Below are 23,496 nucleotides of genomic sequence, written 5' to 3'. Positions count from 1 at the left end.
TAAAATTCTGGACGCAAATACGATTTGGCGCATTTGATCTTGAGTACGTTTTAAAACCTATTCAAAACTAGTGGTTTTGCTAAAAATAACACTAGTAAGTCCATTGACTGAACAAAGTTGGTGTGTAAAGATAAATTACAAAGCCGTTTAAAACAGGGTCAATTATAAATAAATTTGAAAAGGTGAGTTAGATGAATAGAAAAGTAAAATTTAATAATGATTGGGTTTTTGCTAAAACAGGGCTAGAAGTGACCGATTATCATGGATTAGATTTTCAACCTGTAGAAATACCACATGATTGGCTAATCTATGATACACAAAATCTTTATCAGGATAGTATCGGCTGGTATAAGAAAGCGTTTACTTATAATGGAGAAGCGCCCCAGGTTTTACTAGCATTTGATGGGGTGTATATGGATTCGACATTATATGTAAATGGTCAATTGGTTGGGGAATGGAAGTATGGATATTCAGCCTTTGAACATGATTTGACGCCTGCATTAGTAGTAGGAGAGAACGAGATTATTCTTAAAGTGGTACACCAAAGTCCTAATAGTCGTTGGTATTCTGGAGCAGGAATCTATCGCCATGTTTGGTTAAAAACGAGGGGGACAAGTTATATTGAGTCTGATGGCATTTATGTCTCGACCAAACTGCTAGATAAGGTTTGGCGAGTTGAGATTGAAACAGAATTAAACGTGACCGAACCGGCCCGATTAACGCATTTACTTTTACGTCATGATCAAGTCATCGCTAAATCCTCTGATCTAATTAATCCTGCTAACTCAGATCAACAGATAAATAGTCAACAGCTAACAGTTGTTCAACCTGAGCTTTGGAGTCCTGATCAGCCTAACCTCTATCAGCTTCGTACGGAGCTTTGTCAGGTTGAAGCAGAAGAGATAATAGATCTGGAATTACAAGAAATTGGCTTTAGAACAGTTGACATGGATCCGAAGCAAGGATTAATGATTAATGGTCAAAAAACAAAAATCAATGGAGTTTGTGAGCATCACGATTTAGGCGCTCTTGGTGCAGCATTTAATCGAGTTGCCTTAGTACGTCGTCTTAAGCTTTTAAAAGAAATGGGTGTCAACGGCATAAGGACGGCACATAATATGCCTGCCAAGGAACTAATGCAGTTAGCGGATCAAATGGGCTTTTTCGTTGTTTCAGAAGCCTTTGATATGTGGGAGCGTCAAAAAACATCATATGATTATGCAAGATTCTTTAAGGAATGGGCTTATCGAGATGTAAAAAGCTGGATTAAACGTGATCGGAATCACCCTAGCTTAATTATGTGGAGTATAGGAAATGAGATTTATGACACGCATGCGGATCAACGTGGTCAAATCATAACACAAATGCTAATGGACTATGTCAATGAATTCGATCCAAAGCATAACGGACGTGTAACCATTGGCTCTAATTATATGCCATGGGAAAATGCCCAGAAGTGTGCGGATATTGTTAAGGTTGCCGGCTATAACTATGCTGAAAAATATTATCAGTCCCACCATCAAGCACATCCGGATTGGGTTATTTATGGTAGTGAAACAGCGTCAGTTGTTCAGAGTCGAGGAGTTTATCATTTTCCATATAATAAACCGATTTTAGCTGACGATGATGAGCAATGCTCTGCGTTAGGGAATAGCACAACTAGCTGGGGAGCAAAGTCGGCCGAGGCCTGTATCATAGCTGAACGTGATACACCGTTCTCATTAGGACAATTTATTTGGACTGGATTTGATTATATTGGTGAACCGACCCCATACCATACGAAGAATTCGTATTTCGGACAATTGGATACCGCGACATTTCCAAAGGATTCTTATTATATTTATCAAGCCGCTTGGACTGATTATCGTAAGCAACCAATCATTCACCTGTTTCCTTACTGGGATTTTAACGAGGGTCAAATCATTGATGTTCGAGTCGCAACAAATGCCCCGAAAGTAGAGTTATTCCTGAATGGGCAATCACTAGGTGTTAAGGTGATTGATCATCAACATGGCAAGGAACTGGTTCCGACCTGGCAAGTTCCGTATCAAGCAGGAGAGTTAAAGGCAATCGCTTACGATGATGATAATCAAGTGATCGCGACAGATTCAAAGCATTCATTTAGTGATGCTAAAGCTCTTGTCGCTCGACCAGACAAAAATAGCTTACAAGCAAACGGGACGGATTTAATTTTTGTTGAAATCACAGCAGTAGATCAAGCGGGTCATCCTGTAGAAAATGCCACTAATCGAGTAGAAGTGTCCGTTACTGGAGCGGGGCGTTTAGTTGGATTAGATAATGGGGATAGTACGGACTATGATCAATATAAAGGCACAAGTCGACGCTTATTTAGTGGTAAGTTAATGGCTATCATTGCAGCAACGGAGGTCGTAGGAGATATTCATGTTATGGTAAACTCACCTCGATTAGTTCCGGCAGAATTAAAGTTAGAGGCGATTCCTCCTGCTGCTGACCAATCTATCGCTTGTTCTACTTTATTAGCGAATGCTACAGTACCCACTGTGACCGGATATGAAGGCGAGCAGCCTGTGCGAAAAATAGAAATAATAAGTCCAACTGGTCAGCTATTTCATCGAGAATTAACTGAGATGGAGGTTCAAGTCAAACTCCATCCAGCAGACGCAAGCGATCAGGATATAGAATGGTCTGTTGTGAATGATGTAGGCATTAAAACAAATATCGCTTCGATAGAGGGACATGGTCACCGAGCAAAGGTAAGAGCTATCGGTGATGGCTGTTTTCGGGTTCGTTGCACTAGCAAAAACGGTACCGATAAAATAAAACTTATATCAGAGCTAGAGATGAGCGCCAATGGTTTAGGGGTTGCTTATAAAAACCCTTATGATTTTATTCAAGGAGGTTTATATGATTATAGTAAAGGAGAAGTAGGCAGTGGTAATGAGCGTGGTGTAGCCACAAGTCGAGATGGTGAGACCCATGTTGGATATAAGCAAATTGATTTTGGTCCGATTGGGTCGGATCTAATCACGATTCCGATTTTTGCTATGTCGAATGAGGAGTATCCGATTCAAATTTGGGAAGGTATTCCTGGTGAAGCAGGAAGTATCTTATTAGCTGATGTGATATATCAGAAGGAACCGATTTGGAATGTTTATCAGCCGGCAACGTATAAATTAGCTAAACGATTGACTGGCTTAACAACCATTACCTTTGTATTGGAAAAGAAAATCCATATCAAAGGGTTTTCATTTGAACCATATAACCGTGCTTTTGCTAAAAATAAGGCGAGTGAAGCTGATCACATTTATGGAGATAGTTTTATGATTGGCGATCATGCAGTAGAAGGTATTGGTAATAATGTTTCTCTAAGCTTTGAAGCCATTGATTTTGGTGATCAAGGCATGACAAAGCTCGTTATCTATGGTCATTCACCAATTGACAAAAATACCATTCATGTTCGTTTTGAGAATGGACAGAGTCAAGTTAATCAATTAATTGAATTTACCCAATCTGAAGGTTATCAGGAACGGTCGTTTAATTTAGAACGTGTGGTTGGAAAACAAACCGTTACCTTTATCTTCTTACCAGGAAGTCAATTTGATTTTGGATGGTTCAAGTTTGAGTAGTTCTTTAGTTTAGAACCAACAGGTAAGTTGAACCAATCGAGCCAGTTACACTGCGAAACAAGATTGAACTAGGCTTTTTGCTTGTGTTTAGTTACACAGGTAAGAAGCCTATTTCTGTTATTAAGGGTGAGTTTTTGGGATTTCGTTAATCTTAAGTAGCTAATAGCCAAGAAACTAAACGCTATAAGTAAGTCCTGGTTAAAATGTTCACTAAATATATACATTTAAGTAAAAATAACGCTAAACTTGATAATGCTTCTAGTCGATATATAAATCGGATTAGTATGTAAAAAATTTGAACATCAGGAGGGTATTATGACTAAGCAAAAATACTCATTTGCTGATCGAAACAACTTGTTGATCAAGCTTTATGTTCTGTCTGTTTTTCTAACTGCCATTATATTGTTTGCCGGTGGATTTCCCCTTGTGACTAACCTGATTGGGGTAAGCTTCGGAATTAGTACCATTGTAATTGTTTTCCTAATGAATCGATTGAAGATAAAGACAAATTGGATTCCGTATATATTGATTGTCAGTTTAGCCTTGATGACGATCTTTATGCTTGAAAACAGACCGGCTTTCACGACTTATCTACTTGTCTATTATAGCGTGATTATTATTTCACTTTACCATACCTCTCGTTATGTTATTGTGTCAGGTTTCTTTGGGCTATTGATCACGAATTATTTTGCCATTCGCTTTGGAGCTGTTACAATCGTAGACTATTCAAATGTCCATCTTGTTTCGTTAAATATTCTGTTTATATTAATGACAACGTTTTTAATTTATCAAAGTATAATTGGTAAATACGTATTAAACCGTTCTGAACAGCTAACTATTGAAGCAATAGCATCAAAAGAGAGCATGGAAGGTATGGTAACAGAAGTTAAGTTAACGGCTCAAAAGCTAGAACACCTTAATGATCAATTAACTGAGCATATGAAGTTGACGCATAATGATTCAAGTGAGTTAACGACAACATTCCATGAAATAGCTGGCGGTGTTGAAAGTCAGGCCAATAGTGCGGGTGCAATGAGTGAATCGATTCATTTGGTTGACCAAGAAATTACAGATATTACTGTAAAAGTACATACTATGTATCAGGAAGCAGAGAAATCAACGACCATTGTTGATAACGGAACGACTTGTGTGGACAATTTAACTGAGACAATTGGACATGTAGACCGTACTTTAAAAAATACGGTGCTAGAGATGGCTGAACTTACTCAATCAACAGTGAAGGTAGAAGATATTTTAACAACTATATCAGAAATTGCTGATCAAACCAATTTATTAGCGTTAAATGCAGCCATTGAAGCCGCTCGAGCTGGTGAGTCTGGTAAAGGTTTTGCCGTGGTAGCCGAAGAGGTCAGAAAGCTTGCTGAACATTCTATTTCGGCAACACGTGACATCAATGAAATCCTGACCTTAATAAAAAATAAGGTGGCTTCAGCATCAGCTAGAATTGAAGAGAGTGAGACTGTTTTTAATAATAGTAAATCGTTAACGACAGAAACAAATCAGGCATTTAATTCGATAAAACAGTTTGTTTCTGATTTACAAAAGCTTGCGTCAGCTTTAACTGAACGGGTCGATATTCTTAGTCAATCATCTGCAGGTGTTGTGGATGAAGTGAATTCTGTCTCTAGTGTTTCAGAGGAATTGAGTGCATCCGTTGAAGAAGTTCTAGCTAATATTGAGGAACAAAATACTAGAATTGATCAATTAAATAGTCAAGTTGTTGAAATCGATCACTTAACCGATCACTTAACTGAGTTAATTCAAAATAATAACTAGTCTATCTGATAAGGAGTGTTGAAGCGTGTTCTTTTTTGAGAGCTTTCCATGGTACAATGTGTTGATCTGGTTACTGGTGTTTAGTATATTAATTGGATTAAACGAGTGGATAAGGCGGAGTAAATTTGCTAATGGACTCTTATTTATTGCACTTCCACTAGTCTTAACACCGATTTGGTATATCAATCGAGATAATGATATTACATCTTGGTTTACATGGATAAAGGTATATTCAGCACTTGCAGGAAGTATCATATATTTAGTTGTTCGATATACAAATTTCTATAAAAATCATAAATGGTATTTAATTTTTATTCCAGCGATTTTAGCTATTAATATTTTAGAGGCCGTCGTTCGTGAGTTTCAAGTAGGTGTTCAAGGTTTCTCGGGGATCGTTGATGGGATGTACTATATTTCTGGTGGTTGGAACTACTTGAATGCTGTAGCCGGTCTATTAAATATGCTATTAATATGTGGTTGGTTTGGTATTTATGCTACATCAGGAAAATGCAGGGATATGATTTGGTCGGATCAAACGCCATTATGGATTATAGCATATGGTATATGGAATATTTCCTATGTTTATTCCTGTGCACCAGGCAATGCCTTTTATTCAGGTTTTGCCCTAAACATTGCCGCCACTGTTCCAGCTTTACTTTGGGCAAAAGGCACATGGATGCAAACGAGAGCTCATACCCTGACATTTTGGATGTTTTGGGTGATGACTTTTCCTTATTTCTTTGCCACAGGTAGTAGCTTCAATGTTAGTGTTAGCTATAACCCAGCAGCGAACTGGACGCTTGCTATTGTAAGCTTAACATTAAATATCGTCATGGCATTTTGGCAGGGGTACCGGATTGTTAAATACCGTTTAAATCCTTTAAAGGATGAGCTTTGGTCTAACCGAGATCAGTTTGATGAATTGGATAAGACAATAAGTGCCTAATCACATAACCATATGAAATTCAACTAAAAGCTTGGATTTTATATGGTTATTTTTTTGTTCCCAACGCTTGACTTAGGTATAACGATTCCTTATTTGAATGATTAGAGGGAATATCGAAGCTGAAGGCTGCCTCAGTAGTCAAATAAGTGTAGAACCTGACAGTGCCGTATTCAATTTGGTAGAATAAAGTCAGTTAATAAAGATAGGATTGGTGAAGATCTTGATTTATATTGGTGTAACTGGCTGGGGTGATCATGATTCGCTCTATCCGCCAGATCTAAAAGCGAAAGATAAGCTGGCTGAATATAGTAGCCATTTCCCTACGGTTGAAGTCGATGCTTCCTTTTATGCTGTGCAGCCTAAGCGTAATATGGAAAAGTGGGCGAATGAAACGCCAGCTAAATTCCAATTTGTTGTTAAAGCGTATCAAGGAATGACCGGTCATCAGCGCAAAGAGCTTCCTTTTGAAACGAAAACGGAGATGTTTGAAGCTTTTAAAGACTCACTTGGACCGATAATTGACAAGAACAAACTAGCCATGGTTTTATTTCAATTTCCACCTTGGTTTGACTATAAGCAAGAGCACATCCTTTATTTGAAGTATTGTACGCAAAAGATGAGCGATATTCCAATTGCTCTAGAATTTCGAAATCGATCATGGTTTAACCCCGTTAATCGTGAACAAACCCTCACTTTAATGCAGGAGGATGGCTGGATTCATACAATCGTTGATGAACCACAAGTTGGGGATGGATCTGTTCCAATTGTACCGATTACCACGGATCCAGAAAAAACATTAATTCGATTTCATGGCCGGAACAAGTACGGCTGGGTGCGACCAAAAAATAAAGAAACAAATTGGCGTGAGGTTCGCTATTTGTATAAGTACAATCATGCCGAATTAGCCGAATGGAAGAACCGAATCGAACAATTGGCGCAAGCCTCAAAGCATCTCTATATTTTATTTAATAACAATTCGGGTGGAGATGCTGCTAACAATGCTAAAACACTTCAAGCTATGCTTGGGATAGACTACGATGGATTAGCTTCACAACAGCTTCGTCTATTTTAACCTTGTGAGACTTAGGTTTAGACAAATTAATCGAGCGTGGTTGGTAGAGATACTTCTCGATATTAGCCGGGAGTTTGGCACTGATTACTGTTCTGGCCGGGTATAGTTAAATGTTATTTGAAAATAGGAGGTCTTCGTCATTATTTACTTAGCTTTGTTGAGAGGGATAAATGTCGGTGGTAAAAACAAAATAGCCATGTCAGAATTAAAGGAAGTATTTGAACGGGCAGGAATGCGAGCGGTCACAACATATATTAATTCTGGGAATGTCATTTTTGAGAGTGAGAACATGGATGAGGATGAACTTGTCACAATTCTTGAACAGGCGATCAATCAACATTTTGGTTTACCAATCAACGTGTTATTAAGAAATTATGATCAGATGAAAAAAGTCATTACGAGTTTACCGGAGAGCTGGCAAAACAATAAAATTATCAAAAGTGATGTCCTGTTCTTATGGAAGGAGATTGATAGTCGATCTATTCTTGATCAACTGAAAATTAAGCCTACTATTGACCAGGTAATCTATACGGAGGGTGCCCTTCTTTGGTCAGTATCTAAGGATCATGTCACTAAGACTGGACTTACAAAATTAATCGGTACGCCAATCTATAAAAAAATGACGATTAGAAATGTGAATACGACAAGAAAATTATTTCAGCTTATGGATGAAAGGGGAGAGTTAAATGATTAAAGCAGTCATCTTTGATTTTGATGGAACATTAGCCAATACTTTGCCGATCTGCTACAAAGCTTTTCAGCATGTTTTCCAAACCTATGATAATCGCAAGTTATCAGATCATGAGGTTAGGGAGATGTTTGGTCCATCTGAGACAGGTATTATTAGGGGGAATTTGCAAGATAGTCGGGTAGAGGAAGCGATTGAGGTATTTTATCAGCAATATCACGAACAGCATAATCAGTTGGTTTCACCAAATCAAGACATTCAAAGCCTGCTTACTTATTTAACTGATAATGGGATACAATTAGCTATTGTTACAGGCAAGGCACGACGGAGTCTCAATATCTCACTACAAGCCCTTCATTTAGATTATGATTTTGAAGCAATTATAACAGGCGACGATGTAAACATGCCTAAACCAGATCCAGAAGGCATTTACAAGGCTCTCAATATCTTAGGCGTAGATGCAAGCGAAGCCATCTATGTTGGGGATAGTGAGGCTGATATTGAAGCAGGAAAAGCAGCAGGTACTTTTACGGTTGGGGTACAATGGCTCCCTGAATATCAATCAGAAGCTTTTGTTCGAGAACCTGATCTTGTATGTAGGCAAGTTAGTGACTTAATTAAACATATAGATGCTTAAATTAGAGGGATAGATTGTGGAAGATAGAGTGATAATGAACTAGATTTTTTAACTTGATTCAGCAGAAGCCTCTCCCTTCTGAAGTGGTGAGATAAATGCAACTATGTATCAGTGGAAGTTCAAACCCCAGCTGAATCAAGCTAAAGCCTACGGCCGATTCCCACAGATTTTCAAACAGAATTTTATCGAGCGAAGCTCGATAAAATCTGGGCGCGAATACGCCAAGATTCATTTGATCTAAAACATTCCGAACAATCTATCCTTTGTAACCTTATTAAGCCTGTTTGCTTGACGACATATCCATTTCTTCAAATGATCCCCATTGCTTAAGATTTGTAGGGAGGTGGTCCTTCCTTTTTCAGTGTTGAATGATCACCAACTCCTTTGCCACAACTCACATCTCTAAAAGGGTTCGCTTTTTCGCCCCAACTGGTATTACCTCAATCGGCTAGTTTCTAACACGACATCTTTTGACAAGCCTATAATTGAAATTTCGAGACTAAAAGGAAGATATTGATCGTATGATTAGAGTGGATCATAAATGAAAGAGGTGTTGCTGTTGCAATTTTTTAATCCAAATCAGCTTTATGTTACGTTCAATTCCCATCTTTTACAGACAGATGCGGTAATTGGACGGAGATACACCTTGATCAGTTCAGATCAAACGGCTGAGAAATTTTTGTATATTGGTTTGACTTATGCTCATGATCAGATAACTGAAAAAAGAGATGCAGTGTTAGCAGAATGGTGTATGGAAGCCGGAATTTGTACACTTTTTGTTAAGGTTTATCTCGGGGACGAAAATAGAAAGGCTGTGATGCAACAGGAGTATCGTGTTAGGAGTAAGTTACCATTAGCTTTAGAGGCCATTCTTTATGGTGATCGAGCGTTCTTAATGAGACACCAATATCTATACTGTGCATTTATTAAGGTTTGTTTTGAATCAAGCTATTCAGAATATAACAGGGAGGAACATTGGGGAGCACCGATGGATTACATACTTTTAACTTCATTAGGCAGAAGTCTCCCGCTTCTCTAAGAGGTGAGATAAAAACCTATTTGTCTTTGATTCAGTGGCGGTTTAAACCTCAGCTGATTAAAGTTAAAGCCTACGGCGGATGTCATAGATTTTTAGCGGAAACTCATCGAACGAAGCTCGACAAAATTTGGGTGCAAATACGCCGTGGCGTATTTGATATAGGGGAGGAATTGAACAAATCGACAGTTGTTAGCAACTAAAAAGCTAAACAAACCAAGGATGGAAAAGATAGAGATAGGCCTTCTGAATATGATTTTATCGCTAGTTTAACTGGCTGGGGCTGCGATTACTCGCCCCATCGAAGGGCTTTTGTAAGACTCCCATTATTTTTCTAGTCCAGCGTCATATCGAGACATTTTTTTCTATACTTAAAGAGAGTACATAAAAGCTTCTATTTTCCTCGCGTCTGCCTAGCTTTTCTATGTACTTATTTTTTTGAGGTTAAATTATCAAAAACTTGAAAGTCCAGCAAAAATCGTCCAGTTATCTAAAATGAAAGTCATGATGCGAACATTTTATAACGGACGATTTTTACTATTGTTACTAACCTTAATGCATTACAGCTCTTAAGCTGATAGAACAAGCCCTTTTCAGACATTTAGTCTTGGAGGCTTCCCTTTTGTACAACCATAAAGCTTATAAACAAAATCAAGATTGATCATTTAATCTCTTTAAACAGTTCATATGCCTTCTGTCTTGCTTCGGTTAAAATCGTTTCACCAAGCTCAGTAATAGAATAGTATTTACGAATTTTCCCTTGGACAGTTCGATTCTCTTTTTTTAGCAGGTTTTTCTCTGACATACTGTGTAAAATCGGGTATAACGTACCTGGGCTCATATCATATCCATGCTCTTTTAATTCTTCAATCATCCAGGCTCCATAGAAAGGCTCCTCTTTAGCATGGTGTAATATATGAATTTGAATAAAGCCTAGAAAGAATTTCCTTAAAATTTGCTCTTGCATTGCTAATACTCCTCATACTATTATTAATACATAACCGATATCGGTATTCAATATCGGTGTTCGTAATTAAAAGAGTTATTTTTCTTTTATCATGATAGCTCAAAAACAAGCTGGATTCAAATAAGGGAGGGAGAAGTTTATGAGAGAGACAGTAACTAAGAGTAAGGAATCTAAGGAAGAGCTGAGCTGGACTAAATTTTTGCGAGATATTTTTATCTGCTCATTGGGGGCGTTTGGTGGTCCAGAAGCACATTACGGCGTGTTTACCGATCAATTAGTCACAAAAAAGAAATATTTAGATGAAGAAGAACTAATTGAATTGATTGCTTTATGCAGTATTTTACCAGGACCATCAAGTACGCAAACCATTGTAGCAATAGGACATAAAAAAGGTGGTCCTGTGTTGGCTTTATTGACGATGCTCGTTTGGTCACTACCTGTGCTGTTGTTGATGACCATGTTGTCATTTTTATATCTTTTTCTTGAGCGGGTTCAGCTCTCGGCTGATGGTTTACGCTATATTGGACCAATGGCTGTTGCTTTTATTGTCATGGCTGCCTTTAAAATTGGAAAGAAGGTTGTCACAGATCGGCTTACTATGGTGCTACTTATTGTAGCGGCACTTGTTAGCTTCTTTTTTAGACAGGCTGGGTATTTCCGTTATTATTGGTGCTCGGTGGAGTGGTTGCTATCATCCATTCACGTGAAAAAAACTTATGGCACCGTGTAAGCCTAAATCCACCTTGGCGCTACCTCATCGCTTTTGTTAGTATCACAATTGGCGCTATTCTCCTTTCGTTATTAGTGAACCATCAATTAGTGAAGATTTTTGAGAGCTTTTATCGCTATGGTTACCTTGTCTTTGGTGGTGGACAGGTCGTTATTCCGGTTATGTTTAGTGACTTGGTCGAGATCAATTCTTTTATGACAACTGAAGAGTTTTTAACTGGTTATGGCTTAGTTCAAGCTATGCCAGGGCCAATGTTTAGCTTTAGTGCCTATGCAGGCGGCCTCGCAGGTCGAGCCACACTATTCACTCAAATATCAAGTGCCTTGGTTGCTGGGCTAGCGATTTTCTTGCCTGGTCTTCTCCTTATTTATTTTGTCTATCCAATTTGGGAAAAGCTTAAGCAAATTCGTGGGATTAAAGTTTCATTAAAAGGGATAAATGCAATTGCAGGTGGGCTTATTACAGTTTCAGCTTTAATTATTATGCAAAGAAGTGGCTTTGCTTGGGATAATTTACTTGTCATGGCTTGCACATTATTTTTATTGTCCTTAAAAAAGATTCCAGCCCCCTTCATTGTAATACTCGTTATCTGTCTTGGCTTCATGATCGGCTAATAATTAGTTTTCCAGGCTGAAAGAACACCACTATCATAGCTAAGACATGATATTATACATTGGTTGAGTTACACACAACAAATAAGCTAATGTGCTCAGTATCATTTAGTTCTACCTTAACAGCCTGTAAACCAGGGGTACTTTTTGGGAGTACCTATGTGGGGCGATGGTATTAAAAAAATTAGGCTACCAATCTCTTCTATAGTCATCTGGTAGCCTATTGAGCTATAAGGTGTTGAACTGTGATTTAAAGGTCATATTTGAAAACATAGCTTGCTTTAGTATAGGTCATTTTCTGTTCATAAAAACGATGGGCATCGGTACGATTAAGACCTGAGGATAGCGCAACCGAGCTATATCCATTTTGATCTGCCCAGTTATGTACATAGTTTAATAGTTGTTCACCAAAACCTTGAGATCGGTAGTGGTGATCGGTAATTAAGTCACATACCCAAACAAAATGCCCGTAATACAAAGTGACCATTGGCTTGAAGCCAACCAAAGCAATCAGTGAATTATGCTTAATAAGCCCGTGCAATTGATATCGTTCAAGCTTTTGAGCGTCCTTAACTAAAGATAAGTAAGATGATTGATTAAGCTGTGGTCGCAATTGCTGCATAATTGGGAATGCTTGTATTAGTTCTTCATCAGTATTTAAAGCTTTAATTGTATATTGTGACAATACATTCACGTCCTTTGCTCAAATTAAGACACATTTTAATGAAGAGATAAAGATTTGTCAATCTATCGTTAATAATTAAGTTGACATTACCTTATCCTTCTGCTAAAGTATCTATCAATATATCAAACTGTTAGCTTTGCCGCCATGTAAAGCTAGTTAAGCAGTAAACGTTTTACCTTTAGGCCATAGTAGGTAACGTTTGGTGCTTTTTTTTGTGGTCGTTCAAATGTTTTAGCTAAAGGAGTTGTAACAGATGGAGATAAGAGGGGATTTCCAAACTTTTTTTAAATATGTAAGTTTAAATATTATGGGTATGATTGGCTTGTCTATCTATATTTTAGCTGATACACTTTTTATCGCTAATGGTGTTGGTGAGGTTGGGTTAGCTGCCCTTAATCTCGCATTACCTGTATTCACGGTTATGTCAGGAATTGGCTTGATGCTAGGAATAGGTGGTGCGACTTGGTACACCATTTTAAAAGCGCAAGGAAAGCGACAAAGTGCAACAAACGTCTTTAATCATGCTTTAATTCTTGGGACAATCCTTAGTGGACTGATCTTATTATTGGGTCTAGTAGGCTCGGATTATTTAAGTCACCTATTAGGTGCGGACGCCGAAACACTTCCTTTAACGAATAGCTATCTTAAGGTTATTATGTTATTTGCTCCATTTGTTATCTTTAACAATCTGCTTACAGGCTTTATTCGAAATGACCAGAACCCAAAGCTTGCGATGCTAGGGATGTTGGTAGGGAGTTTAGCAAATATTTTACTTGACTATCTTTTCATCTTTAGCTTTGACATGGGCATGCTAGGTGCTGCGCTTGCTACTGGAGCCACCCCGATTATTAGCATAATGATCCTGTCTATTCACTTTAAATCGCCTAAAAATAGCTTGACCCTTCAGAAAATAACATGGAAGGTTCGTGTTTTTACTAAAATAGCGAGCTTAGGTATTTCTGCCTTCATCACTGAAATATCGACAGGGGTAGTCATCTTAGTATTCAATATGGTGATTCTCTCGCTTGCTGGCAATGTCGGAATAGCTGCTTACGGCATTATTGCCAACATTGCCTTTGTGGTGGTGGCTATATTTACTGGTATGGCTCAAGGGATCCAGCCAATTGTTAGTTATTTATTCGGTCAATTAAAATATGATGAGATGAAAAAAATACTCAGATATGGTATTACGTTTGCTAGCCTGCTAACCATTATCATCTATGGAACCTTGACCTTAGGGTCTGATACGTTAATTGGTTTCTTCAATCGTGACAATAATCTGGCATTAACTGAAATTGCTCAAACAGGTATTTATCTATATTTTATTGGTTTTATCTTTGCTGGCTTTAACATTATTGCGATCGCCTATTTAAGTGCGATTGAACAGCCGCGTACGGCCTTTTGGCTATCAACGCTTCGGAGCTTTGTCTTGATTATTCCGGTCATATTTTTATTATCTTTACTCTTGGATATGACAGGTGTTTGGCTCTCTTTTGTCGTTACTGAAGCCCTAACGTCTAGCATCGTTATGTGGCAACTCTATGTTCAACAGCATCGTAATTGGAAAGAAACTGGGGTGAAAGTAGAATTAGATATATGAAATCCGAACATATCTCTCACCACTTCGGCAAAATACTGCGCTTTCCGCAGACATGGCTTCAGCTTACGGGGTAAAGAAGACCCAGTGAATCTTCAGCTCATGCTGTTTCTTTAGCAGGAGTTACGTATTTTTCCTACGCTCAGTCAGATTGTTCGGATCCTCCCAGTCCCTTTAGTTATAGAGGTTAGCATTACTCGTAACATGGACAGACTCTTCTCATCTTGGTTGGAACAGTATAGTCATTGCAAATGAAATAGCTTAACTTCGAAAAACAGAACATCTTAAACGTTATGTCTAAGTGGGAGATCCCACAGCCAGTAACGGTCGTTCAGTGGGGATAGAGGAAGCTGACTAAGTTCGCAACGTCTGCACTGGCATATCCCCCACAGAACGAAGTTGCAATTTATAAAAACAAGGTATTGATGAAGACTTGGCAGTGGCCAAGTTTTTTTGTATGACAGCTCGGTGACATAGGTCTAACTCTTACTAAAAATGGAGAGGATAGACATTATGAAGAGGTGATAACATGAATATCGAGCTGAAACCGTATGATTATGATGTCGAGTATACGGATGTGATGACTGAGCTGCTTTACTCAACTGACCCGGTGTTACATCAATTAAGTTTTGGTCCTCAAGCTCATCGAGTGATTCGTAAATACATCGAGCTTTGGCCAAGCTACCTTTTACCAGGTAATATGAACTATATTTGGACAAGGGGTCAGTTTGTCGGTTTGGTGATTATTTATAGCGTTCAACAGGCAAACAAATTAAATCAACTAAGTCATACTTGTTTGAAAAAATCAATGGGCTATCTGCCGTATTATTTAAGATGGCCGATTTTCCGTAGAATAAATAAAATGCTCACTTATAACATAACAGCAGATTTTTACTATATTAACGGCCTAGCGATCAGTCAACCCTTCCGTGGCAAAGGAGTGGGGACAGAAGTTATCTCAAAGTTAAGTGATCAATATCACAAGCTTTCCCTTTTTGTTAATGATCAGAATCATTCAGCGATCCGGTTTTACTTAGCAAATGGATTTCAAATTAATTCCCACCACCAAATGACTTATCGAAGAAAAAAATATGGGGAGTACCTCATGTTAAAAGGTTAAAGTACGGGTCAAAGGGCTAGCACTATCTAGCTATTGGTAAGGTTAATGGAATAATAACCAATCGATCAGTTATCGTGTCTATTCTAATGATCGATTTATTCGGATTTTGTTATTGCGCTTATCTCTCTATTTGACATGGTTTTTGCTCTGTTTTTTAATGTAGTAAATGAAACCGCTTTCTGATAATGTTGATCATGTGATGAATGAGACAGGAGGGATTGGCTAATGACAAATAGGTTATTAGGTGTACCATTAGAAGGATTTGCTGAATTTAGTCGAAAAGTAGCAGCGGACGGAGCTGTTTTATTAAAAAATGAGCGGCATGTGTTGCCAATTTTAAAGGGTGAAAGGGTCTCTGTTTTTGGTCGTATTCAAAAAGATTATTATCGTAGTGGGACCGGTTCTGGTGGTAGTGTCAATGTGACATATACGACAAATTTACTCGATGGATTAAGAGAAAAAAAGTCTATTAAAGTTAATGAATCCCTTGCATCTATTTATGAGGAATGGGTTGAAGCTAATCCGTTTGACGATGGTGGTGGCGGCTGGGCGGCTGAACCATGGCACCAGCAAGAGATGCCTTTAACAAAGGAAATGGTCCTAGATGCAAAAGCAAATAGTGATAAGGCTGTAATCGTAATTGGACGTACAGCAGGAGAGGATCAGGATAATGCAGCAAAACCAGGTAGCTACTTATTAACAGATGATGAGAAACAGATGATCAAACTGGTGAGCGATCATTTTGATCAAGTAGCTGTTGTATTGAACACATCTAATATTATTGACCTTAGTTGGGTGAATGAGTATTCAGTCCAAGCTTTAATCTTTACGTGGCATGGTGGAATGGAAGGGGGGCGTGCTGCCGCTGATGTATTAGTAGGTGATGTGACACCTAGCGGCAAGTTAACAGATACAATTGCCTACAGTATCGATGATTACCCTTCACACATCAACCATGGTAGCAAAATAAAAAATTTGTATCAGGAAGATATTTATGTTGGTTATCGTTATTTTGAAACCTTTGCACCAGAGAAGGTTCAATTTCCGTTTGGCTATGGTCTTTCCTATACGAGCTTTGACTTAACTTATGGTCAAGCGTGCTTAATTAATCAAGACAATCAAGAATATATCGAGCTTGAGGTTAATGTGAAGAATGCGGGTACAAGTTTTGCTGGAAAAGAGGTTGTTCAGGTTTATGTCGAGGCTCCACAAGGAGAGCTAGGACAACCAACACGTTCTTTAGTTGCCTTTGCTAAAACTAAGCGACTAGAGCCCGGTGAAATAGATACGCTAACAATACGCTTTAGTCCCAATGATTTTGCCTCTTACGATGATGGTGGAGTTACTGGATTTCGTTCTGCTTACGTATTAGAAGCAGGAACGTATTATATTCATGTCGGGACAAGTGTTCGTGATACCGTACAGGTGTCTGTGAACGGACAGCCAGGTTATAGAGTTGATCACATTCGCGTTGTTCAACAACTTGAAGAGGCATTAGCGCCAATTGAAGGCTTTAAGCGCTTCAAACCTGGTCAGCTAAAAGAAAATGGTACTTATCAATTAACATATGTTGATGTGCCGACAAGACAACAATCATTATCTAATCGAATCAAGGAAAGAATGCCGAAATCACTCGATCAAACAGGCGATCAAGGCTATCGTTTGCAAGATGTGGCCAATAAAAAGATCTCAATCGAAGCATTTGTTGCTCAATTTAGCGATCAGGAATTAGCCGCAATTGTCCGAGGAGAAGGGATGAGTAGTCCACTTGTGACACCAGGTACAGCTTCTGCATTTGGTGGGGTAAGTGATGCATTACTCCATTATGGTGTACCAGTAGCCTGTACGGCTGATGGTCCTTCTGGAATTCGAATGGATAGTGGTCATAAAGCTACCCAAGTACCAATTGGAACATTATTAGCTGCGACTTGGGACCGGCCATTAGTTGAAGCACTTTATGAAATGGAAGGGCGTGAGCTGGTTAACAACCAAATTGATATGCTACTGGGACCGGGGATGAATTTAAGACGTCACCCTTTAAATGGACGTAATTTCGAATATTTCTCAGAAGATCCTTTATTAACTGGGGCCTTTGCTGTTGCTACTGCACGTGGTATCAGAAAAGGTGGTGCACATGCAACACCGAAGCATTTCGCTTGTAACAGTCAAGAGCAGTCACGGAATAAAGTGGATGCTGTTGTATCAGAGCGTGCTTTACGTCAGCTTTATTTAAAAGGATTTGAAATGGTTATAAAAGAAGGTGGAGCACGTGGAGTGATGACTGCATACAATCCGGTTAACGGTCATTGGTCTGCGTCAAATTATGATTTAAATACAACAATTTTACGAAAAGAATGGGGCTTTGAAGGCATTGTAATGACGGACTGGTGGGCGCATATGAATGATCCAATTGAAGCGGGTGAGCCTGATCGAAGAAATACGCATCATATGGTTCGAGCTCAGAATGATCTCTATATGGTTGTTAATAATTACGGAGCAGAGGTTAATGCAGCTCAAGATTATACGTTACAAGCACTAGAGGAAGGTACCTTAACACGTGGTGAACTGCAGCGTTCAGCCATGAATATATGTCGATTTCTAATCGAAGCACCAGTCTTTGGTCGAAAGCAGATATTTGATGATACAGCAGGTAAAGTAGCTGCAAGAGACATTCATACGGATGGTGCTGTCCAGTCCCTAAAGGATAGTGAACATGTTCAGTTGAATCAAGGTACTGATGCCGTCTTTAAAGTAAGTCAGCCAGGTCAATATCGTATCTTAGCCAAATTGAAGTCTTCAGGGACGGATCTATCACAAATGGCTTGTAATATCGTTCTCAATGATCAAGTCGTTTCGACTGCCCAAACAAACGGCACAGCAGGTGCTTGGATTATTCAAAAGCTCGTTAGAGTTGAGCTAGAGTCAGGGCTATATCAAGTGAAAATTGAATATACAAAGCCAGGGATGGAAGTGGAAAGAGTTAGTTTTAAAAAAGTATAAAAAAGCACGGTGAATAGAATCAAATTTTTTTAAATCATGGATAGTATTCCTACATTTTAACACGATCATAATTGAGCGCTTTTAGCACATACTAACACCAAATATATTTGTATGAGGTGATTGATGTGAATAAAAGTAAGCATAATAAGATTAGTCGAGTTAAAAACAAGGGAAAATCAATGAGTGACGGCTTAGATGTTGAATTTTCAGCGGAGTTAGCTGATTATGAAGACAAAGAAGCCCAAAAACGAGCCGAAGCAGCAGAAAATCGTGTAAAAGAAAGAAACCCAAAGTTATAAATGTCAAAGAACGCTTCATAATTAGAATAGGATGTTTTGGACAAATTGTACGACCGCAGGTACACTAAATTAGCCCCTCATGATTTTAGTCATGAGGGGCTTTGACTACCGACTATAGGCTAAACAAGGTGTACTTTTACTGTTCAAATGGATACATGGTCTGATAAAAACGAAAAATTCTATTGATATAAGATGGGGAAGAAGACATCTGGTAAAAGGGATTAAATATTTCATTTTTCGGCTTTATACGTTGAATTAAAAACAACAGCAACTGAATTGCCTTTAGCCTTGGCATATTCATTTTACTAACATCAAACAAAACTAGCTATTCATAAGGTTGCCATCTCGACAGTAATTAATAATCACAAGTAATAATGAAAAAAGTGAACCAATCAAGAATTTGTGATAGGCTAATATTAAAAAAGTAGGTGTTGAGATGAAATACGCAATTTATCAAATGGATGTTGTTGTAGCAGATCCAAAAATAAATAGAACTAAAATTCAAAAGTGGATTGAGGCACAAGTAAGTGAGAATAAACCAGATACAGTCGTATTACCGGAAATGTGGAATGCCGGTTATGCCTTGGAAAAGCTTGATCATTTGGCAGATAATAATGGCGAAGTAACGATTCCTTTTTTAAGTATGTTAGCGCAAGAATATCAAATCAATATTATTGGTGGTTCGATTGCAAATAAAAAAGAAAAAGGGATTTATAATACGAGCTACGTATTTAATCGTGATGGTGAGCTTGTTCATCAATATAACAAAATCCATCTCGTTCCAATGTTAGATGAGCCTAAATATTTAATTGGCGGGGAAGAGAAAGGGACTGTATTTACATTAGATGGTGTCAAAATGGGTGTGATTATATGTTATGATCTCCGTTTTCCAGAGTTGATGAGGGATTTGGCACTACAGGGAGCGGAAGTTATCCATGTTGTTGCACAATGGCCAACCTCAAGAAAGGATCATTGGAAATCCCTGCAATATGCGCGTGCGATCGAAAATCAGTGCTATCTTATTTCTGCTAATAGCAGTGGAGTGTGCAATGGTACAAATTTTGCTGGGGAATCACTTATCATTAATCCGTTTGGTGAGCTTGTAACATCAGGGCTTCCAGAGACTGAATCAACGGTTGAAGCGAGTATAGACTTAGCGATGGTAACAGAAATACGCAAAAATATTCCTGTATTCGATAGTAGGGTGCCGCACTTATATCAGCATTAATTTAGAAACAGCATCTCTCCTTTTAGAAGGAGATGCTGTTTCTGTTTTTATTGTTGTTAACTTGCTTCTTGATTATTCATCATGCTTCTTCAATTCTATCGTAATTTCATTAAAAGGATTAATAAATGTTGATAAGTATTCCACCTCTGTCTTCTGTTCTTCACTATTTTTCAAAGTAATTTGTGCATGTGAGGTTGTTTCCACCGCAATTGTTTGTATCTTATACATCGACTGCATGGCATGATTTGTCGCCATAGTAGCTCGATAGTAGCTAACATCGCCTCCTATTCTTTGAGTTAATTGGCAATTGGGTTAACTACTTAATGTTAAAATTAGTAAGGAGCGAAATGTGAGGTCTGATAATCGTCGCTTAGGAGAGCGCCAATCTTTTTCTAGAGCCAGTCCTGTGTAAGGGCTCCAACTTGTAAAATAGTAATGCGCTAACCTTTTAGTGAACAAACCATCGTTTTCATCGAGTTTGACTCGTAAAGCTTGGGTAGCTTCGTTTAATTCCTCAATTTCTTTAGCAAGACCAAGTCGTGTCAACAACTCTAATTGATGAAACCAGATCATCCAATCCTTATTTTGTTTAGGAAAGGTATTTACCTTGAAATCTTTCATAAAAGACGATGCTGGTGCTATTAGTTGTTTCTTTTCTAATACTAGGATGGATGGGATTGGGGATAGGATAATAAGTCGTTGAATCGCCCTTTTCATGATGTTTTGATTATTTGGAGAACGCCAGCTGGATGTGAAGGCTAATAAACGAAGATCATAGATGCTTGGCCATTTAACTCCTTGTTTGAAAACAAGCTGATTTTTGTAGACTTCAGTTATATCTTCAATCTGATTAACTTGTAAAACAAAAGCGAAGCTTTCCAAAGCTTTCTTAATTTGATTTTGAATAAAGGGCTTGTTTTCAATTCCCATATATGAAAATACGGTTGCTCTAATTAGTTGTGATCCGCCTAAATGTTTTTGATCGAGGATTTTCCCTACACGTTGAAGAGAGCCTTGGTCAAAGGTATCTTGTTTTTCTTCTAGTGCACTTAGCATTTTGTGAATTGCGGGGTGGTCGGCAGATACCCCTTTTTCTGCAAAGACACGTACAGCTGTTTCAATACCGTCTGAACTATGGAAATCTTGAGCGATCCAGCCATTTTCCTGTTGCATGTCTAAGAACTTAATGATGGCTGGATCAGTCAAAATTTGAGCCTGCCATTGATGATCTTTTGGTATCTCTCTTTGCTTCAATATTTCCTTTTCAAGCCGGTATTGAATCGAGGGGCAGCTGTTACATTGTAAAAAACGAATCGTTTTATCCATCAAATCTCTCCTTAGACTCTTTTTACATTTATTTTATAGTATTACCTGGTAAATACAAGCAGAAATAAATACTTGGATAAACATGTTCGTTTTAATTTTATAATCAGTATACATATATTAATCAAAGAACATTATAGCTGGGATTAATTTGTTTTTAATCTCTTTTCTAAAAGTTCTTTATTAAACAGAATTCTTTCATCTTCTGGTCGGTAAATCCGTGCCTGTTCATTATGGTAATAGGATTTTTCATAGTCGCCAATATTATAGTAACAAACACATAGTTGTAAATGTGGATACCATGTTGCATAGGCAGGGTAAGTAAAGCTCCATTTATTTGGATCGTTTTTTAATTGTGTTGCTAACTGATACCAAAAAATAGCTGCATTATATTCTCTATTCCTTTGAAAATTAAATCCTAATCGACTACATATTTCTGGACGAGGGATTTTTGCATATTGGAAGGCCTCAAATAGTGAAGCACGTTCATTATTTGTGTCGTTAAGGTTGCGATAGCAATCGGCTTTATTTATACATGCATATACTTTGTCTTCTACCCAACCTGTTTTTAAGGCTATGTTTTTCTGATAGCTTTCAATGGCTTCTCGGTAGTGCCCATTTTCTCTAAGTTCATTTCCATAATAAAAATAGTCTCTAGCAGTAAATGTATCACCACGCTCCAGCTTTTTTTGGTATATATCTAAATTTCGTCCAACAGAATGTTTCAGTTTTTTGTGTGTAATAGCAATATCAGAATTGATAATTTTCCCAGTAACGTTTAGGTAATTATGGCAATCTCCTTCCCATTTAAAACCTTTACTTCTTTTCAGCAAACGATTTAGTCTATACTGCAATGTAATATTGCCAAATTCATCAGTGCCGGCATTGTAATACATTGAGACAGCATCTATGCTAGGATCTAGCTTCTTCTTTAGTTCAATAAATTTTTTCTGATCTTCAGGTAAGATAACATCATCCGCATCAATGTAGAGGATATAATCTTTAGTTGCATACTGTAAAGAAGCATTCCGTGCTTCTGAAAAGTTTCCAGTCCATTTATAAAAAAATACTCGATCAGTATATTTTTTGGCAATCTCAACCGTCTTATCTGTTGAGCCGGTGTCGACAATATTAATTTCATCAACGATATCTTTTACAGACTGCAGACATCTATCTAATACGGCTTCTTCATTTTTAACAATCATACATAAGCTTACCGTAATCATGTTAGTTTCACTCCTTCATCTTTTAAATAGTTAACCAACTCACTAACTTGGTGTGCCTTTCAGGTAACAAAGAAAAGCTACAAATGAAAACTGCCTATTACAAAAAAGCATTGTATGTTGTTTAGTATTTTTAAGATCGTACTTGATAACTATGCCTTTTAAGACAATTTAGTGAAGGGAAGAATATTTCTTCCCTTCTTTAATAGTTACGAAAAGCTAATTAAGTTTAAATCACTGTTCAAAACGGTAATTGATGCTATATTGTCTGTAGAGGTGACTGTAACCCTAACTGAGTAATCAACCTGATCGGTCTCTGGAGCTACATCAACAAAAGTATTATAAAATGGGAATATCTGAGTTTCAGCTTGTTCCATCGCATGATTAAAGATTTGTGTTTTTATTAATGTAGCATTACGATAGGTTTTTATTTCAAATGCAAGGTTACTATTTGCGATATTTATAGATTCAAAAACTAATGCATAGTCAATTTTAATGTTTTGCCCAGTAGTCAGAGGAACATTTTGGACTGTAGCAACAGTAGTTTCAGTATTTAAAGGTATACTAGGTGGGTTAAATACTGTAATAGTTCCCGTTTGATTATTAAAAAACAATTCAACACCAGGTCCGGTCGGTCCGGTCGGTCCGGTTGGCCCAGTCGGCCCGGTAGCGCCCGTCGGTCCGGTTGCTCCGGTCGGCCCGGTTGCTCCGGTCGGTCCGGTTGCTCCCGTAGATCCAGTAGCCCCGGTAGGTCCGGTAGCTCCGGTCGGCCCAGTAGCCCCAGTCGGTCCAGCATCACCCGTAGGTCCGGTAGCCCCAGTCGGTCCAGTGTCCCCGGTCGGTCCGGTAGCTCCGGTCGGCCCAGTAGCGCCCGTTGGCCCGGTGTCCCCGGTCGGCCCTGTTGCTCCCGTAGGTCCGGTAGCACCAGT

At 38.3% G+C, this 23,496-nt stretch carries 19 protein-coding genes and 1 pseudogene; 14 read left to right on the top strand and 6 right to left on the bottom strand.

From position 1 onward, the window contains the following. The first annotated feature begins 191 nt into the window (after positions 1-191). The 7 genes from ASE01S_RS10390 to ASE01S_RS10360 all read left to right on the top strand — a co-directional run bounded on the left by ASE01S_RS10390 (position 192) and on the right by ASE01S_RS10360 (position 9,787). Positions 192-3,608 carry a glycoside hydrolase family 2 TIM barrel-domain containing protein gene (locus ASE01S_RS10390; protein ID WP_067841808.1) on the top strand — a complete coding sequence of 1,139 codons (3,417 nt, stop codon included), beginning with the start codon at positions 192-194 and terminating at the stop codon, positions 3,606-3,608. Positions 3,609-3,923: 315 nt separating this feature from the next. Then, a complete protein-coding gene (locus ASE01S_RS10385; protein ID WP_067841806.1) occupies positions 3,924-5,405 on the top strand; it encodes a methyl-accepting chemotaxis protein in 1,482 nt (493 codons plus the stop codon). Positions 5,406-5,430: 25 nt separating this feature from the next. After that, positions 5,431-6,351: a DUF5692 family protein gene (locus ASE01S_RS10380; RefSeq protein ID WP_067841804.1), complete on the top strand. Its 921-nt coding sequence runs from the start codon at positions 5,431-5,433 to the stop codon at positions 6,349-6,351. Between the two features lie 220 nt (positions 6,352-6,571). Next, on the top strand, positions 6,572-7,423 hold the full coding sequence (locus ASE01S_RS10375; protein ID WP_067841803.1) for a DUF72 domain-containing protein: 852 nt from the start codon (positions 6,572-6,574) through the stop codon (positions 7,421-7,423). A gap of 139 nt (positions 7,424-7,562) precedes the next feature. Beyond that, entirely contained in the window at positions 7,563-8,117 is a 555-nt protein-coding gene (locus ASE01S_RS10370) for a DUF1697 domain-containing protein (RefSeq protein WP_067841801.1), read from the top strand. Beyond that, a complete protein-coding gene (locus tag ASE01S_RS10365; RefSeq protein WP_067841799.1) occupies positions 8,110-8,748 on the top strand; it encodes an HAD family hydrolase in 639 nt (212 codons plus the stop codon). The genes ASE01S_RS10370 and ASE01S_RS10365 overlap by 8 nt, the downstream gene beginning before the upstream one ends. Before the next feature lie 541 nt (positions 8,749-9,289). Further along, positions 9,290-9,787, top strand: a complete 498-nt coding sequence (locus ASE01S_RS10360) for a staygreen family protein (RefSeq protein ID WP_083512101.1) — start codon at positions 9,290-9,292, stop codon at positions 9,785-9,787. Between the two features lie 658 nt (positions 9,788-10,445). On the opposite strand, the gene ASE01S_RS10355 is transcribed toward ASE01S_RS10360, so the two are convergent. Continuing rightward, the gene (locus ASE01S_RS10355; protein ID WP_067841797.1) at positions 10,446-10,751 is read right to left on the bottom strand and encodes a PadR family transcriptional regulator; all 306 of its coding nucleotides are present in this window, start codon (positions 10,749-10,751) and stop codon (positions 10,446-10,448) included. A 139-nt stretch (positions 10,752-10,890) separates the two neighbouring features. On the opposite strand from ASE01S_RS10355, the gene ASE01S_RS16090 reads away from it, so the two are divergent. Both ASE01S_RS16090 and ASE01S_RS16085 read left to right on the top strand, forming a co-directional pair. Further along, positions 10,891-11,481: a chromate transporter gene (locus tag ASE01S_RS16090; protein WP_217995649.1), complete on the top strand. Its 591-nt coding sequence runs from the start codon at positions 10,891-10,893 to the stop codon at positions 11,479-11,481. Then, positions 11,433-12,095: a chromate transporter gene (locus ASE01S_RS16085; RefSeq protein ID WP_217995648.1), complete on the top strand. Its 663-nt coding sequence runs from the start codon at positions 11,433-11,435 to the stop codon at positions 12,093-12,095. Before ASE01S_RS16090 ends, ASE01S_RS16085 begins: the two co-directional genes overlap by 49 nt. A 247-nt stretch (positions 12,096-12,342) precedes the next feature. On the opposite strand, the gene ASE01S_RS10345 is transcribed toward ASE01S_RS16085, so the two are convergent. After that, positions 12,343-12,786 (bottom strand): GNAT family N-acetyltransferase, encoded by a 444-nt coding sequence (locus ASE01S_RS10345; RefSeq protein ID WP_306303216.1) that lies wholly within the window; start codon positions 12,784-12,786, stop codon positions 12,343-12,345. A 244-nt stretch (positions 12,787-13,030) separates the two neighbouring features. Here ASE01S_RS10345 and ASE01S_RS10340 point away from each other — a divergent pair, with 244 nt between their 5' ends. From ASE01S_RS10340 to ASE01S_RS10320, 5 genes are all read left to right on the top strand, one after another. Then, on the top strand, positions 13,031-14,377 hold the full coding sequence (locus ASE01S_RS10340) for an MATE family efflux transporter (RefSeq protein ID WP_067841794.1): 1,347 nt from the start codon (positions 13,031-13,033) through the stop codon (positions 14,375-14,377). Positions 14,378-14,903: 526 nt separating this feature from the next. Next, positions 14,904-15,494 carry a GNAT family N-acetyltransferase gene (locus ASE01S_RS10335; protein ID WP_067841792.1) on the top strand — a complete coding sequence of 197 codons (591 nt, stop codon included), beginning with the start codon at positions 14,904-14,906 and terminating at the stop codon, positions 15,492-15,494. A 225-nt stretch (positions 15,495-15,719) separates the two neighbouring features. Then, the gene (locus ASE01S_RS10330; RefSeq protein WP_067841790.1) at positions 15,720-18,494 is read left to right on the top strand and encodes a glycoside hydrolase family 3 protein; all 2,775 of its coding nucleotides are present in this window, start codon (positions 15,720-15,722) and stop codon (positions 18,492-18,494) included. 125 nt (positions 18,495-18,619) lie between these two features. Further along, complete coding sequence (locus ASE01S_RS10325) at positions 18,620-18,793, top strand: YfhD family protein (protein WP_245630359.1); 174 nt, start codon at positions 18,620-18,622, stop codon at positions 18,791-18,793. 436 nt (positions 18,794-19,229) lie between these two features. Further along, complete coding sequence (locus ASE01S_RS10320) at positions 19,230-20,021, top strand: carbon-nitrogen family hydrolase (protein ID WP_067841788.1); 792 nt, start codon at positions 19,230-19,232, stop codon at positions 20,019-20,021. A gap of 72 nt (positions 20,022-20,093) precedes the next feature. Here ASE01S_RS10320 and ASE01S_RS10315 read toward each other — a convergent pair whose 3' ends face one another. From ASE01S_RS10315 to ASE01S_RS16065, 4 genes and pseudogenes are all read right to left on the bottom strand, one after another. After that, positions 20,094-20,276, bottom strand: a complete 183-nt coding sequence (locus ASE01S_RS10315; RefSeq protein WP_067841786.1) for a hypothetical protein — start codon at positions 20,274-20,276, stop codon at positions 20,094-20,096. Positions 20,277-20,333: 57 nt separating this feature from the next. Continuing rightward, complete coding sequence (locus ASE01S_RS10310; protein ID WP_067841783.1) at positions 20,334-21,347, bottom strand: hypothetical protein; 1,014 nt, start codon at positions 21,345-21,347, stop codon at positions 20,334-20,336. A gap of 143 nt (positions 21,348-21,490) precedes the next feature. Continuing rightward, positions 21,491-22,570 (bottom strand): glycosyltransferase family 2 protein, encoded by a 1,080-nt coding sequence (locus ASE01S_RS10305; protein WP_067841781.1) that lies wholly within the window; start codon positions 22,568-22,570, stop codon positions 21,491-21,493. A gap of 206 nt (positions 22,571-22,776) precedes the next feature. Next, positions 22,777-23,496, bottom strand: a pseudogene (locus ASE01S_RS16065) (collagen-like protein); the annotation flags it as partial.

Source organism: Amphibacillus sediminis NBRC 103570 (assembly GCF_001552275.1).
In the GTDB taxonomy this organism is placed as follows: domain Bacteria; phylum Bacillota; class Bacilli; order Bacillales; family Amphibacillaceae; genus Amphibacillus_B; species Amphibacillus_B sediminis.
The sequence above is the reverse complement of the archived record's forward strand: the minus strand, read 5'-3'. Positions and strand labels throughout refer to the sequence as shown.